The sequence below is a fragment of the Colwellia sp. BRX9-1 genome (assembly GCF_014077195.1).
Classification (GTDB): domain Bacteria; phylum Pseudomonadota; class Gammaproteobacteria; order Enterobacterales; family Alteromonadaceae; genus Colwellia_A.
On record NZ_JACGVM010000024.1, the window covers coordinates 14989 to 30994 of the forward strand.

Below are 16006 nucleotides of genomic sequence, written 5' to 3' on the forward strand. Positions count from 1 at the left end.
GGAGGGTTATTTTTCTTTTGTTTATTGATCTACATCAGATCACTGTTTAACCGTGAGCGTAATATATGCGACATATTGTCGCAGTAGTACCTTTAGGTTTACTGAATTAAAATTAAATAAAAGAATGTTAAGTCATGGCTAAGAATAGAGTAAAGACATCTAAAATTAACAGTTTGCTATTAATGCTTTCGATATTTTTATCTGTAGTAATGCCTGCACAAGCTTTGTTTGTTAGCCCGCCTAAAGACCCTATTCCACTTATCCATGAAATATTCCCAGAAGCAACATCAATATCAGATAAGCAAGGTGAACCGTTAATTTGGACCATATATAAAGACAAAGACATTATTGGCTATGCTTTTGAAACAAACGACTTAGCTAAAATGCCAGCTTATTCTGGTGAGCCAGTCAATATGTTAGTCGCCATTAGCCCAGCAGGTGTTTATTTGGGAGCTAAAGTTCTAGAGCATCATGAACCTATTATTCTTGCTGGCATCCCTGAAAGTAAACTGTATGAATTTGCTGATCAATATAATGGTTTAAACGTCAGTGACAGATTAAAGGTCGGTGGGAATAACAAGGAAGGCGTTATTCATATCGATGGGCTTTCTGGTGCAACTGTTACTGTCATGGTGATGAATGTAGCAATTACTAAAGCGGCAACAAAAGTCGCTCGTTCTTTAGGTATTATTAAAGCTAGCCAAGACATTATTCAACCTATGTCCAGAATATACCCAGATGTCTATCAAAAGCTTGATTGGCAAGGACTCCTTGGTGACGGCTCCATTCGAAAATTAGCCTTAAATAGAAAAATAGTTGATGAAGCGTTTGCGGGGACTAGAGTTGAGCATGTTGATGAAGCAAGTGCAGAGCAGAAACAACAGCTGTTTGCTGAAATTTACTTTGCTCAGGCTGATATCCCAACGGTGGGTCGTAACTTATTAGGCGATAGTGAATATCAATGGTTAATGGCAAGCCTTAAAGAGGGTGAACATGCCATTATTATGCTGGGAAATGGCTATTCTTATAAAGGGTCGGGTTATGTGCGTGGCGGTATTTTTGATCGTATTCAAATACTACAAAATAACGAAGCCTTTGCCTTTCGTGATTTAGATCATAACCGTGTTACTGATCTTTATATTGCTGGCGCACCTAGATTTAAAGAAATGTCATTATTTATTGTCCGTGCCGAGCACCAGTTTAACCCCGGTGTTGATTGGCAGGTGGAGTTACTTGTTCGCCGCCAATTAGGCGCAGTCGATAGCTTATTTACCTCTTTCAAAGGCGATTATCACACATTAGATAAGTATGTTGACCGTCCAGCTCTTATTTATCCTGAGCCAGAGTTAACCTTGATTCAAGAAGTTTGGCAAGAGAAAGAAGCTGAAGTCATTATCTTGATTATTTTACTTGCTATCGTTGTCATGAGTTTGTTTTTTCAAGATATATTGGTACGCCACCCAACTTTTATGCACAACTTCCGTCATTTGTTTTTGATTATTACTGTCGTCTTTATTGGTTGGTCATGGGGTGGCCAGTTGTCTGTGGTCAATGTATTTACTTTCTTACAAGCCTTAATGTCTGATTTTTCGTGGGATTTATTCTTACTCGACCCGATTATATTTATTTTATGGGGAGCGGCAGCCGTTACCATGATTTTATGGGGCCGGGCGGTTTATTGTGGCTGGTTGTGCCCATTTGGCGCTTTACAAGAGTTGATGAATATCTTTGCTCGCTACATAAAAATACCACAATTTGAATTACCTTGGGCCGTGCATGAAAGATTATGGGCCATTAAATATCTGATTCTATTAGCACTTTTTGGTTTGTCGATGGAATCATTATCACTGGCTGAACATTTCGCTGAAGTTGAACCTTTTAAAACAACGTTCTTATTAAAGTTTGATCGAGAATGGCCATTTGTTTTATATGCATCAGTACTCTTGATTATCAATATCTTTAATCGCAAATTCTTTTGTCGTTATTTGTGCCCATTAGGCGCTGCATTATCAACCAGTAATAGTATTCGTTTATTTAGCTGGTTACGTCGTCGCCCTGAATGTGGTCAGCCTTGTAAAACCTGTGCTAAAGAGTGTGAAATTCAAGCGATAGACCCTAATGGCGTGATCAATATGCGCGAGTGTCACTATTGTCTCGACTGCCAAGTCACTTACTTTAACGATGAGAAATGCCCACCATTGAAAAAATTAGCACGCAAAAAAGCAAAGTATAAAGAAACAGAAATAGAAGCAGTAAATGTCGGTTAACAAGTAAATAAAAGTATACAAGCAAGTGTTGGAATCAATATTAAAAAAATTAACCATAATGGAGAAAAGTAATGAGTAATGACGATAAAAGCTCTAATAACGTAGAGTTAGAGAACGAAGGTAGACGTAAGTTTTTTGGTAAAACAGCGATATTAGGTGCTGGTGTTGTTGCTGCTCCAATGACGGCAGCTATGTTTTCATCAATGGCACAAGCTCGTGCTAAAGATGCCGGCAGTGATCCGTTTGTTCATCCTGGTGATTTAGATGAGTATTATGGTTTTTGGTCAGGTGGTCAATCTGGTGAAGTACGTATTATGGGTATTCCATCAATGCGTGAGTTAATGCGTATTCCTGTCTTTAACATTGATAGTGCGACTGGTTGGGGCTTAACAAACGAGTCTAAACGTATTAAAGGCGATAGTGCCAATATTATGGTTGGCGATACGCATCACCCTCATATGAGTATGACTGACGGTCGTTATAACGGTAAATATGTTTTCATTAACGATAAATCAAATACACGTGTAGCACGCATTCGATGTGATGTGATGAAAACGGATAAAATGCTTACCGTTCCTAATACACAAGCAATTCACGGTTTACGTGTACAAAAAGTACCCTATACAAAATACATCGTATGTAATGGCGAGTTTGAGGTGCCAATTGTCAATGATGGTAAAGCCTCTTTAGAAGATGTAAGTACTTATCGTTCAATATATAACGTGATTGATGCGGAAACGATGGAAATGGCTTTCCAAGTCATCGTTGATGGTAACTTAGATAACACCGACGCTGATTATGATGGAAAATATTTTGCATCTACATGTTACAACTCAGAAATGGGGATGAGCTTGGGTGAAATGATCACATCTGAACGCGATCATGTTGTTGTATTTAGTCTAGCGCGTTGTGAAGCTGCTGTTAAGGCAGGTAAATTCAAAACTTATAATGGCAACAATGTACCTGTTTTAGATGGTCGTAAAGGCTCTCAATTAACGCGTTATATTCCGGTTCCTAAATCACCACATGGTTTGAACACGTCACCTAATGGTGAGTATTTCATCGCTAACGGTAAATTATCACCGACCGTTTCAATCATCTCAATTAAAAAATTAGATGCATTATTCGCTGATGAAATTAAACCACGTGATACGATTATTGCGGAACCAGAATTAGGTTTAGGCCCACTTCATACCGCATTTGATAACAAAGGTAATGCGTACACAACATTATTTCTTGATAGCCAAATTGCTAAGTGGAATGTTCAAGATGCTATTGATGCCCACAATGGTAAAAAAGTGAACTATATTCGTCAAAAACTAGATGTTCATTATCAACCCGGTCACAACCATACAACAATGGGAGAAACACGTGATGCTGATGGTAAATGGTTAGTCTCTTTATGTAAGTTTTCTAAAGACAGATTTTTACCTGTTGGTCCTTTACGTCCAGAAAACGATCAATTAATTGACATTTCAGGTGACGAAATGAAAATTGTTCACGATGGACCTGCATTTGCTGAACCACATGATTGTATGATGGTACACCGCACTAAAATGAAACCATTAAAATTGTGGCCTCGTACGGATCCAATGTTTGCAGAAACAATTGCTATAGCAAAACGTGATGGCGTAGATGTGTACTCTGAAAACAAAATTATTCGTGATGGTAAAAAAGTACGCGTTTACATGACCTCAATCGCGCCAACTTACGGTATGACTGAATTTAAAGTGAAGTTAGGTGATGAAGTGACTGTTATCGTCACTAACCTCGACCAAGTAGAAGATGTAACCCACGGTTTTTGTATGACTGATCACGGCGCGCAAATGGAAATTGGTCCACAAGCAACTGCTTCTATTACTTTTATGGCGAATAAACCCGGTGTTTATTGGTATTACTGTAATTGGTTCTGTCATGCATTACACATGGAAATGCGCGGTCGTATGTTGGTTGAAGCTTAGTACTAAGTTAAGTACATTTTAGTTTTAATAGACTTAACGTTTAACGAAGTTAATCCAGATCAAGGGCATATCATTAAAAGGTGATATGCTTTTTTTACTTACAAATATTATTGATTTTTGGTGGTTGTCTCTTGGTAAAATGCAAATCAGTGTTTATATTTATTAGTGTGTTTTGTCTTTTTATTAAGCCGCTTTGCGCTGAAAATATTAAGCTGACGCCACAAGACAATTTACAACAACAGCTTGATAAAGCCGTTGATGGTGATGTTGTTATTCTTACTCCCGGTCGTTATTTAGGCAACTTCATTATTGAACATTCGATTACACTTTCAGCCCAGCGTGATGATTTAGGCAAAGTGATTATTGATGCGCAAGGTGATGGTCATGCTTTGCTACTGAAAAACTCTAACATCACCATAAAAAATCTCACCATAGTTAATTGGGGAAGTAACCTTACTGAGCAACATTCTGCTATTTATTCTGAAAAAAAATCCAGCCATATAGTGATTAAAAACAACAAGCTTAAAGGTGATGGCTTTGGTATTTGGTTACAAAAAAGCGAACACATAAAAGTCCTTGATAATACTGTTGAAGGTAATTTGAGCTTACGCTCAGCCGATAGAGGTAACGGTATTCAGCTTTCTATCGTGAAACATGCTGAAGTCCGAGGAAATGAAATATTTAACACCCGTGATGGGCTTTATATTATTTCTAGTCAAGAGAATATTTTAGAAAATAATACTCTGCACGACTTACGATATGGCATTCATTATATGTATTCATACGACAATTCGGTAATTAATAATTTTGCTTATAACACGCGAGCTGGCTATGCACTAATGAGCTCTAGGCGATTAATTATCAGCGGGAATACAACGATAGACAGTGAAGATTATGGTTTTTTATTTAATTATATAACACAGTCAACTATCAGCAATAATATTGTTAAACGTGTTTGGACAAAGCCTGAAAATAAAGTATTAGGCCGTGATGGTAAAGGGCTCTTTGTTTATAATTCAGGTTATAACACTTTAAAAAACAATCTTGTCGAAGGCGCTGAAATAGGCATTCATTTAACGGCTGGTTCAGAAAATATTAAAATTTACGGTAACAGTTTTATTAATAACCCGACACAAGTTAAGTACGTTTCCAATAAAAAGCAAGAGTGGAGCTTAGCGGGTAAAGGTAATTACTGGAGTAATTACCTAGGCTGGGATATGAATAACGATAACATTGGCGATGTTATGTTTGAACCAAACGATGGTATCGACAAATTAGTTTGGCAATACCCAGAAATGAAAATGCTAATGGACAGCCCCGCGATTATTATTCTGCGATGGGTGCAACGTCAATTTCCAGTACTAAAACCACCCGGTGTGAAAGACAGTTTTCCGTTGATGTCCTCACCACATCACCGAAATACTGATGAAAATTTCTCAAGGGTACAAAAGATTAATGCCGAGGCACTAAAAACTGACACGGCAGATAATCAATCTGCTGTTGTGCAACGTGCAGAGCATTAAGGATATAAATTGATGAACACTACAGACAAAACACCTCTGGTTAAACTAACTAACGTGGGTAAAAAATATCCCAAATTAACAGCACTAGACTCTGTTGATATGCAACTTTCACAGGGAGAAGTCTTAGGACTTTTTGGTCATAATGGTGCGGGTAAAACCACCATGATGAAGCTTATTCTTGGCGTTATTACGCCAAGTCATGGCAATGTTAAAGTGATGGGGATGGCACCAGATTCTAAAGAAGCTTGGCACATGCGCGCTAAAATTGGTTATTTACCTGAAAATGTTAGTTTTTATGAGCAATTAACCGGTTTAGAAGTGCTTAGTTATTTTGCTAAACTTAAGGGCTTTGACAAAAAACATGCAATGGCTTTACTCGAGCAAGTTGGGGTTGCTCATGCCATGAAGCGGCAAGTTAAAACGTATTCAAAAGGAATGAGGCAACGTTTAGGGTTAGCACAGGCTTTTATCGGCAATCCAGCTCTGTTGTTGCTTGATGAACCCACTGTTGGCTTAGATCCTATGGCAACCGCTGATTTTTATAAAACGGTTGATGATCTAAAAAGCCAAGGAACCAGTGTTATTTTATGTTCACACGTTTTACCCGGTGTTGAACAACATATTGACCGAGCGATGATATTATCTTCCGGAAAAGTCCTTGCTATGGGCTCTTTAGAAGAGTTACGCCAAGCCGCCGCCTTGCCCGTAACCATCAAAGTTGAAGGTTTAAATGGTTCGCTTCAAGGCGATCCTAAATTGGCTAAATTTTTAGTAGATAAAAATCATAGTGATTTACTGACGGTACCTGAGCAAGATAAATTAGCGACCTTGCGTCAGTTACTGAGTTATCAAGCGATTAAAGATGTCAGAGTTGATTCGGCCAATTTAGAGCAAGTTTATCAATTTTATTTATCACGCCATTTAGCTGAACATGTCGATAATAAAAATACCGTTAAGGAGCCCCGCTAATGAAACAAATATTAGCCGTTGCCAACAAAGAATTTCATGATGGTTTACGTAACCGTTGGCTAGTGTCAATTACTGTTATTTTTGCTATTTTGTCTATTGGTTTGACCTATTTTGGTGCTGCAGCGTCAGGGACAGTAGGCGTAACCTCTTTATCAACAACGATAGCGAGTCTGGCCAGTTTAGCGGTATTTCTTATTCCACTCATTGCATTACTGCTCAGTTACGACAGTTTTGTGGGTGAACAAGAAAGCGGCACCTTGTTATTATTGTTGACTTATCCCTTAAGTAAAAGCCAACTGTTATTAGGTAAGTTTTTAGGACAAGGCGGTATTATTGCACTTGCAACCCTTTTGGGCTTTGGCTCGTCGGCGCTAATATTATATTATCAACTAAACGACAGTGCCGTTTTTAATGTTTTTGCTACCTTTATTGGGAGTGCTGTTTTATTAGGTTTAAGTTTTACTGCCATCGCTTATTTGATCAGTTTATCGGTAAGTGAAAAATCAAAAGCAGCGGGTTTTGCTTTAATCACTTGGTTTTTCTTTGCGTTAGTTTTTGATTTAGCGTTGCTGGCGTTATTGGTCGGTGTGGAACAAGGTATTAGCCAGCAGGGACTTACCCAATTAATGATGCTAAATCCAGCCGATATATTTAGATTAGTAAATCTTGCCGGCCTTGATAGTGGTGACGTTAATGGCGCTTTAGCGATTGCAATAAAATCGAGTCTGTCACAAGGGCAATTATTTAGCATTTTACTGGCATGGGTCATGGTACCTATCATTATTGCCATTTTTATTTTTAGGAAAAAAACACTCTAATGAATATTTTAAAGCCTAGCTTACCCCTTTTATTGATAACCCTATTGTTGGCAGCACTGCTGTCTGCGTGTTCTAAAAATGACGAGGTCGCCCAATCGTTACATGAAGCCGTGGCGATAGAAACGGCCGATGAATGTCATTTGTGTGGGATGTTAATTTCAAACTTTAGTGGTCCTAAAGGGGAATTATTTAGAAAGGGTCTTACTAAAGCGGAAGGCGATAGTGTGAAAAAGTTTTGCTCGACTCGCGATATGTTTAGCTTTTACTTAGACCCTGAGAATAAGCGAAATGTTACCACCATATTAGTACACGATATGAGTAAATCACCGTGGAAAACACCAAATGACCAATACTTTATTGATGCCCGCAACGCATGGTTTGTTGCTGGCTCAATTAAAACAGGTGCGATGGGTAAAACGCTGGCAAGTTTTAGTAAACAAAAAGATGCGCAAACCTTTGCAGCTGAATTTGGTGGTAAGGTCATTAATTTTACCCAAGTTGATTTATCTGTGTTGATGTAAGCTATTTACACAAAACGCTCTGCTGTTATTTTATTACTTGCGCAAATAGTTGTAATTTTTTTTCAGCAGGGTAGGCTAAAGTTATCCTTTTCATTATCTATGCCTTTTATTCTTGATTAAAAATAGCCAGCCAATATCTTTTCAGCTTATTTTTTTAATAACCTTGCTATGCTTTTCAGCACTAATGCTCTCAGGTTGTACATTATACCAACCGGCCATTTCAAAATATCAAACTAACTTTAATTTTTCAAAGGTAAGCAGCTACGCTTTTTATAAGCGTAACTCTGACTTTGGCCAGTTTCAAAATATTAGTTATACCACGCGTAACAGTATTGAATTAGCCATAGAGCAAGTATTAGATAAGAATGGTTTTATTTATAATACGCTAGATGATGCTGATATTGTGATTACTTATCATCTTGTTAATGAAAACACTAAGGAATTATTAACCTACAATAAAGGGGTGCTTTATTGTTCTCTTTGTTTGCGTGGCGGTGAAGCGCAAGCGGACAAAAAACAGTGGCAAACTAAACCGGGAAGTTTAATTATTGATGTACTTGACCCTGAAAAAAAACGTTCAGTTTGGCGAAGTGTTTACCCTTTGAAAATTAATGCTAAAACCGATAATAGTAGAGAGGCTCAATTGAAAATTTACCGGGCTATTGATGCGATGATAGATAAATATCCTCATTCTCGTGATGCAAGTAAAGCTAACAATGCTTAAATGGTTAACGATAACACTGATAGCCGTAGTGATTTTTATTACTATTTTATTAGGCTTAGGGTATTTATTAAAAGAGCATGAAATAGCAACAACGCACTTAAAACATCAGCTTGATCAGGAAAGGGCTGCTCAAAAAAGCAAAGAAAAAAGAAATAAACACAAGCTTAACACGGTTATTGAAACCTCTCTTGTTAACGTTGCTGCCAAGACGAATACATTAACAAGTAAAACCTTTGTCTCGGTCAAACAAAAAATATTGCTAGAAAATTTAACCTGCTCATCAAAAAAACAATGTGTGTTAGTTAACATTACCTTTGGAGAGTTAACATGTGCCTTTGCTATTAATACCATTGGCGCCTCTTTATTAGCGAAAACAGCAGGTGAGTCGAGTTCAGTGGCAAGGTGTCCTCGCTACCCCGCAAAGAGTCAATTGAGTTGTCAGAATAATTTATGCAGCTACTCAAACATTAATAATTAACTCTCCTGTGGAGTTGAAGAAAATAGCGGTTTATAATGAAGTACTTTTTACCCAGATAATAACTTTTATGACCTTTCCAAATGATGAAACAGGCCAAATTTTGGCTGAAATGCAAGATGCTGGTATTGATTTGTCTATTATTCATCCCGTCGTGTTTTTTCAATTGTTCGAAAAAAAAGAACAAGCCCAAGCAATGGCTGATTATTTAGCAGAACATGCACCTGAAATGGAATTAGTCATTCATCCTGATGAAACACCTAATGTTTGGGATTTAGATTGCACTGTAAAAATGCTACCTTGCTACGATGGGATTGTCGCGCAAGAAGCACAGCTTGAACAACTTGCTGCAAAGTATAATGGCTATAACGATGGCTGGGGAATGGAGGCTTAAACAGAGGAATTCGACGTTTAACTTTCTTTGTCTTCGTCCCAAAAGGCATAATGATTTTTGCCTTTTCGTTTCACCGAGTACATCGCTTTGTCAGCTCTCTCATAGATATTGGCAAAGCTTTCATTATTTTTTTCAAAAACGCATATCCCGATACTTAAATTAATTGATATTTTTATCCCTTCAATTTCAGTGGGTTTAGCTAATATTGTTAAGATCGACTGCGCTAATAATTCAAGGGCTAGTCTATCGGTTGTTTTACAAATAATCGCGAATTCATCACCTCCGAATCGGGCAATTAAGGCGTCTGTTGGTGCTAAGGCATCAAAGTTACTGGTAACATGCAGCAGTAATTTATCGCCCACTTTATGTCCATAAATATCATTTATTGATTTAAAATCGTCTAAGTCAATAAAAAATAAGGCACCACCACAATATTTACTGGTGTTAGTGTAGACTTCAAAATTATGTTGAAGGGCTTTTCTGTTCAGTAAATTAGTGAGCGGATCTAAATTAGCATATTGAGCTAACTCTAATTCATAAAGTTTTTCTTGGGTAATATCAGTATGTGTTCCTGTCATACGTAAAGGATTATTATCATCATCAAATTCAATAACCCTACCGCGATCAGATACCCATACATCACCTCCGTCCTTGTGCTTCATACGGTAAGTCATATAAAAGTAGGGTGTTATTCCCGCTAAATGCTCTTCAAATGCAGCGATAACTTTTTCTTTATCATCTGGATGTAAGTTGTTTTTCCAAGAGGATACTGTTGATTCAATTTCATTGGTTTCAAAACCGCACATGCTACCAAACGCTTGATCTAATATTTTTAACTGCCCACTAGGTATGTGTTGCTCCCAGATAAATAAACCAGTTCTATCTAGAGCCGCGGATAAGTACTCAGTTAATTTTTTATGTTCATCTTTAATAAGCTCATTTTCTTGAGTTAACATGACTATTTTGTTGGATAGTTTTTCAATGATTTTATCTTTATCAGTCATAAAATAGTTCGATGAGTGTTATTAATGGCTTAGTCGCTTAATGAAATCATAAAGTGATTAAAAATTAGTCTTTAGTATCTCTTAATTATCTAACAGAAACAAACAACTTATCGACATCTGTAAAGCACTGAGCTGGCATTATTTACTTTCTTCTTTTTCAACAATATGAAACGCTGGCAGTGAAACTCGCCAATAAATAGCGGCTAGTCTCAGCGTTAATGCGCCAAGAATTGCAGAAATGATGGCGATATTTTCTGGCCAAGCTAAGTATCGAAATAACGCATACAAAGAGCCGCCTAAGATCGCAGCAGTAGCATAAATTTCTTTTTGTAAGATCATTGGAATAACATTACATATAACATCACGGATCATCCCACCAGCAACACCGGTAATGGTGCCCATTACAACAGCAACAAATACAGGAGCGCCTAAACTTAATGATTTCTCAGTTCCTAAAACAGCAAATAATGCTAAACCAAATGCATCAGCAATCAGTAAAAAGCGCTTTGGAATACGCTTAGGACGGCGAATAATGATAATTGTTAACACTGCAGTTAATAAAATAACATAAAGATAAATGGGATTGGCAACCCAAAATACTGGCGTATCTAAAGTAATATCGCGGATGGTACCGCCGCCAATCGCTGTCACTGCGGCTAATACGACAACACCAAAAGGGTCGAGCTTATACCGCCCCGCCATTAATGCACCCGATAAGGCAAAGACAACAATACCAAATAAATCTAACCAGTAAAGAAGTTCATACATGTTTGTTACCTATTGATATTGAACGAGTAAATAAATAATGTCAGTAGTGTTAAAAATAGAAAACAAAAATAGAACACTTGGCTAATACGTTTGCTGGCATGAATAATATCAGTAGCTTGAGGCTGCCTTCCGTGATCGTTGTAACTTGTTTTACGTAATTTTATATTTTGATACATAGCCACACCACCAAGTTTAACCTCTAATGACAAGGCAAATAAATTGAGCACATAGCTATTATTTAATTGAAAAAAGTAGCGGCGATTTAACCGAAAAAATAAAACGAAATTTTTGCCAATACAACCAAACAGCAGGATTAATGAAAAAATACGGCTAGGTAGCCATTGTATAATGTTGACAATAAAAGCAACACTGTCGCCAAAAGGTTGAAAACTATTTTGTTTGTTATTCCAGCTGTAATGCATCTCAATAAGCAATCGACAAACTAAAGCAGTAAGCGGACCAAAAAGTAAAAATACCAAGCTAATAGTGAATAGATTTTGCACCGCTCGAAGCAATAACATTTCAATACAGCTCTTTGCTAAGCCTAAAGAGGAAAGCTGTTCGGTATTTCGCAACAGCCAGGGGTTTAATAACTGTTTAGCCTCGAAATTTTTGTTGGCGACAATTAACTTGGCAATCTCTTTACTTGTTTTTCCTAGTTGTAAACAGCCTAAGGCAAGATAAAGTAAAAATCCCTGCCAAAGCCAGGTGGCCTCAACAAAAGCTTCAAATAACCAAAGAATAATGACTATAGGCGTAAGGCTAACTACAATAGCAATTAAACCAGAAATAAAACGCTGACGGTCAGTATTCTTACTTTTATTGACTTTTTTGGCGAGCTGATCGCAAAAAATTCGAAAAAACCTTAAGGGTTGATGACTCGCTAAATAGCCAGTAAAAAGCTTAACCAAAATAACACCGTAAAGCATGACAACTGAATAGGCGAAAGGGCTGATATCAATTAAGTTTGTTAGATTATTAGCAGTCATATTTATAGCCATTCCATTAAATTATTGCTCACTTATGCGGGTTAAAATACTCCAAACCTGCGGCGCACTCAACGCCTATAGCCAGTGATTAGAAAATCGTCAGCCTTGCCTTGATATATTCTCCTTGCGCGAACAAGCTCACAAAATTAGTGGAGTTGGTATCGATTAAACTTAGGGCTTAAGTTAACTTTTTACCTTGCAATGCGTCGAGCATATTTTCAACTAACTGAGATGAATTCACCGAAGCTGTTTCTAAATAAGCTTCAAAGGAGGTAGGAGACTCTTTACCTGCTATATCAGACATAGAACGAATAACCACAAAAGGCACCTTAAATTGATGACAGGTATGAGCAATTGCGGCTCCTTCCATTTCAACCGCGGCCATAGTCGGAAAGTTAGCGCGGGCTTTAGCAATATCATCATCAGCAGTCATAAAGGTATCGCCGGTAGTGATTAAACCCAGTAAGGTCTGGATATTTTCTAATTCAGCAACACCTGCCTGTGCGGCTTTAACGAGTGTCGGGTGAGGAATATAGGCAGCTGGATTGCCTGGTAACTGACCAATCTCATAGCCAAAAGCGGTAACATCGACATCGTGATAGCGAACTTCTGAACTAATGACAATATCGCCTACTTTTAGTGATTGTTCAAAACCACCAGCAGAGCCAGTATTAACAATATAGTCAGGCTGGAACTTATCAATTAAAATCGCGGTTGCTAAGGCAGCAGCCACTTTACCAATACCCGATTGTACAATAACGACATCACTGCCGTTGAGTTGCCCTTGATAAAAGGTATAACCTGCATGTTCGGTTGTTACTGCATGAGTTAATTTTGCTTTTAAAATAGCAACTTCTGGCTCCATTGCGCCAATTATTCCTGCTTTCATTTTATTTCCAATTCGTTGATAACATCTAATAAAACAATTATAACGTGAAGATTCCCAGATGTCGTATATTTATGTTGAGGATGGCCTTTCTCAGACATCCTGTCTTTCTAGGCATTAGTGCATCCTTGCACGTCAACGGTATAACGCGGTGCTGTGATTACATGGATGTAGGAAGTAGAGTAACGCAGGAGCAGTTACCGAGATGGCAAAGAGCGTATATGTTCAGGATGGCCTTTCTCAGACACCCTGTCTTTCTATGTATGAGTTCAATAGGCACAAGATTATACGTCAACGATATATTACGATCACATTGCCACTCTCAGCCTTTATGGCATTAAAACTGCCAAGCACGTTAATTCTATCTAAGGGAAAACAAAAAAGTCAGCGATTTAAATCGCTGACTTTTTATTTTAATAATGAGTTAATTTTATTGTAGAGTTTAATGAGGTAATGCGGCTACTTGCGGTGCAGGGATACGTTGCGACATAGCATTGCCTGTTGATGAGCCTAATTGCGCACGAGCGGCAATAGGAGACAAAGCGCCAACTTCTTCTCTATTTCTATTGGGTCGAGGTTTTAGCATGGGAGCAGGAATAATTTTTCCTTTAATTTTTGGCTCTGGTGGTCTGTTTCCTAAAAGTCGACTGTAAATACAAGCGCGGATCTCGTCAACGGTATAATTAGTTTTCACTTTAATACGAATATGAGGAATTGAAGATGCTTCTAATGCGCCGCTGACAAACCAGTCTTTTTTGATTTTATAGCCTTTACCTTGGGTATCAACTAAGTCAATAACGCCACATAGCTTCATACTCTCACGATCACAAATAGCAAAGTCTAAGTATTTACTTTCGGCATTCGCTGATGCTGTTTGGCTTGCTCTGTTCGACACACCATGACGAATAGTGACAATATCAGCAAGTTTTACTCGATTAATAATACGGTATTTACCACCAAGGGCTTGTTCGAGCAAATTCTGAAAATTCTTCTCTGCTGGCGTAAAAAGACTTTGCTTTTTATCAAATGGAAAAGGAAAACTATTGTCGTTTAAACGGCTAGCTAACAAAGCGACAATAACAATTAGGCTGATCATGGCAAAGAGAATTAATTCCATACACTGCTCCGGCGGTTCAAATTCTTGACGGTCTTCTTAATAACTGTTGAATAAGCAGAATTTGTGCCACAGATCATAATTTTGCTAGATTCTTTTAATAACCCTTGGCTAGGTTAAATTTATGCGACAGATCTTAATATAAAAGAGTTGTTTTAATGACCGTTCGGAAAGTAGAATTTATTCTATATACTTTAAGCTAAAAGACTGTTTGAGCATGGGAGAAGGGTGGGGGATAAAAGACTCTAGTTATTATTTATCTAGAGTCTTCATTAGGTTTTGAGCGAATAATTATGCTGGGTATTTTGCCTCAAGTGCTGCATAAAGTTGTTGCTGAAAATCACTTGCACTGGCATCTAAGGTATTAACTAAATTAGCTAATACTTCATTGTCTTCTTCGCCATGCCAAACTTTGATATATGTCCCTTCTTTATAACCGTGGTCTTGACGGAAAAAATTCAAGGTGTTTTTGCCAACATATTGACGAAATAATTCATCTAGGTCCATATTCATCAAACGCATACAATCAGCTAAGGCAATCGCATCAAAACTTTTGTTAGTAACGGCGGCTGACGCTAGGTTTTCAAGGGCAATTTTAAAATCTTTTTCGCCTGAGCTTTCAGTGAGTTCTGTTGCTAAGGTGTCAGTAATACTTGTAACGGTTTCGCCTGTCATTAAACGTAAGCTTAATCCAAAATGAAAAATATCAACCAACTCCAGTTGCACTTGCGCAATATCTATTTCTTGATGTTTCCACCATTTCCATCCGTGATGGTCTAACATTTCAGCACACTCAACCCAAATGGCGCGATACCACTCATAACCATTTTCTTGCCAGGTATCACTAACACGAGTATTCATCGCGTCTTGCATGGTTAGCATTTGTTTTATTTGATTTTGTGCTGCTGAATTTACGCTCATTTTTTTCTCTATTATTTGTAAATATCTATGGGGACTATTTTGCCGTAGAGAAAAGAAAGAAACAAGCAAACAAACAAACGATGGTAATTTAATTAAAAAACTACCGCTAACTCAATACCGCTAAAGGCATAGTTTTTTGCTTGCCAGTTATAACCACTTATTTCACGAAAACGAACAAATGCTGTAACTTTTATTTGCTCAATCATCATCGAACTACCAATCCCTATATAGCCATCTGAATCGTTGTCATTGTAATGATGGTCAAAGTTATCATTTTCGAAATCTGTACTATAGCCCTTATTTCTATGTGAATAGTCATCGTCACTTCGATCATTAAAGGCAAGCTCAAGCAGATCAACGCCAAATTCAGCATAAAGACTAAAGTTAGAAAAATAACCTATTTTTATACCGCCTTCCCATGCAATAAAACCATGTTGATAATCAAAGGTATCGGTAACCCTTGCATAGCCTATTGAGCTATTAACCGAGAAACCTAAATAACTATTAAGTTTACGATGAATTACCTCTACGCCAACACTTGAATAATAGTCACTGTCGTTAGTTGCATGCTTAATAGAAATAATATAATCATTAGATTTCATTGCGTAACTGTTCAAAGAAAACAAAATGTTAAAACAGATGACGATAATAATTTTTTTCATAATAAGCTCA

General features: G+C 37.5%; 16 protein-coding genes. 9 read left to right on the forward strand and 7 right to left on the reverse strand.

What is annotated here, in order from left to right; all coding sequences use genetic code 11:
• Nucleotides 1–134 precede the first annotated feature (134 nt).
• From nosR to H4J76_RS17250, 9 genes are all read left to right on the forward strand, one after another.
• Nucleotides 135–2267: a transcriptional regulator NosR gene (gene nosR / locus H4J76_RS17210; protein ID WP_182216761.1), complete on the forward strand. Its 2133-nt coding sequence runs from the start codon at nt 135–137 to the stop codon at nt 2265–2267.
• 71 nt (nt 2268–2338) lie between these two features.
• On the forward strand, nt 2339–4228 hold the full coding sequence (nosZ, locus tag H4J76_RS17215; RefSeq protein ID WP_182216762.1) for a TAT-dependent nitrous-oxide reductase: 1890 nt from the start codon (nt 2339–2341) through the stop codon (nt 4226–4228).
• A gap of 155 nt (nt 4229–4383) precedes the next feature.
• Nucleotides 4384–5751 carry a nitrous oxide reductase family maturation protein NosD gene (locus tag H4J76_RS17220; RefSeq protein ID WP_404842417.1) on the forward strand — a complete coding sequence of 456 codons (1368 nt, stop codon included), beginning with the start codon at nt 4384–4386 and terminating at the stop codon, nt 5749–5751.
• Nucleotides 5752–5763: 12 nt separating this feature from the next.
• Nucleotides 5764–6720 (forward strand): ABC transporter ATP-binding protein, encoded by a 957-nt coding sequence (locus tag H4J76_RS17225; RefSeq protein WP_182216766.1) that lies wholly within the window; start codon nt 5764–5766, stop codon nt 6718–6720.
• On the forward strand, nt 6720–7538 hold the full coding sequence (locus tag H4J76_RS17230; protein WP_182216767.1) for an ABC transporter permease: 819 nt from the start codon (nt 6720–6722) through the stop codon (nt 7536–7538). The genes H4J76_RS17225 and H4J76_RS17230 overlap by 1 nt, the downstream gene beginning before the upstream one ends.
• A complete protein-coding gene (locus H4J76_RS17235; protein ID WP_182216769.1) occupies nt 7538–8059 on the forward strand; it encodes a nitrous oxide reductase accessory protein NosL in 522 nt (173 codons plus the stop codon). Before H4J76_RS17230 ends, H4J76_RS17235 begins: the two co-directional genes overlap by 1 nt.
• 184 nt (nt 8060–8243) lie before the next feature.
• Nucleotides 8244–8783 carry a DUF4136 domain-containing protein gene (locus tag H4J76_RS17240; protein ID WP_182216771.1) on the forward strand — a complete coding sequence of 180 codons (540 nt, stop codon included), beginning with the start codon at nt 8244–8246 and terminating at the stop codon, nt 8781–8783.
• Complete coding sequence (locus tag H4J76_RS17245) at nt 8776–9261, forward strand: hypothetical protein (RefSeq protein ID WP_182216772.1); 486 nt, start codon at nt 8776–8778, stop codon at nt 9259–9261. Before H4J76_RS17240 ends, H4J76_RS17245 begins: the two co-directional genes overlap by 8 nt.
• A 67-nt stretch (nt 9262–9328) precedes the next feature.
• Nucleotides 9329–9652 carry a ribonuclease E inhibitor RraB gene (locus tag H4J76_RS17250; RefSeq protein ID WP_182216774.1) on the forward strand — a complete coding sequence of 108 codons (324 nt, stop codon included), beginning with the start codon at nt 9329–9331 and terminating at the stop codon, nt 9650–9652.
• Between the two features lie 17 nt (nt 9653–9669).
• Here the strand turns inward: H4J76_RS17250 and H4J76_RS17255 are convergent, their stop codons facing one another.
• The 7 genes from H4J76_RS17255 to H4J76_RS17285 form a co-directional block, all read right to left on the reverse strand.
• Entirely contained in the window at nt 9670–10656 is a 987-nt protein-coding gene (locus H4J76_RS17255; protein ID WP_182216776.1) for a sensor domain-containing diguanylate cyclase, read from the reverse strand.
• Nucleotides 10657–10794: 138 nt separating this feature from the next.
• Nucleotides 10795–11424: a trimeric intracellular cation channel family protein gene (locus H4J76_RS17260; RefSeq protein ID WP_070375615.1), complete on the reverse strand. Its 630-nt coding sequence runs from the start codon at nt 11422–11424 to the stop codon at nt 10795–10797.
• A gap of 5 nt (nt 11425–11429) precedes the next feature.
• Nucleotides 11430–12413 carry a cobalamin biosynthesis protein gene (locus tag H4J76_RS17265; RefSeq protein WP_182216777.1) on the reverse strand — a complete coding sequence of 328 codons (984 nt, stop codon included), beginning with the start codon at nt 12411–12413 and terminating at the stop codon, nt 11430–11432.
• A gap of 178 nt (nt 12414–12591) precedes the next feature.
• A complete protein-coding gene (mtnN, locus tag H4J76_RS17270) occupies nt 12592–13302 on the reverse strand; it encodes a 5'-methylthioadenosine/S-adenosylhomocysteine nucleosidase (protein ID WP_182216779.1) in 711 nt (236 codons plus the stop codon).
• Nucleotides 13303–13741: 439 nt separating this feature from the next.
• Nucleotides 13742–14416, reverse strand: coding sequence for a DUF2726 domain-containing protein (locus H4J76_RS17275; protein WP_182216781.1), 675 nt, complete (start codon nt 14414–14416; stop codon nt 13742–13744).
• 288 nt (nt 14417–14704) lie between these two features.
• Nucleotides 14705–15334: a dUTP diphosphatase gene (locus tag H4J76_RS17280; RefSeq protein ID WP_182216782.1), complete on the reverse strand. Its 630-nt coding sequence runs from the start codon at nt 15332–15334 to the stop codon at nt 14705–14707.
• A gap of 92 nt (nt 15335–15426) precedes the next feature.
• Entirely contained in the window at nt 15427–15996 is a 570-nt protein-coding gene (locus H4J76_RS17285) for a hypothetical protein (RefSeq protein WP_182216784.1), read from the reverse strand.
• Between the last annotated feature and the right edge of the window lie 10 nt (nt 15997–16006).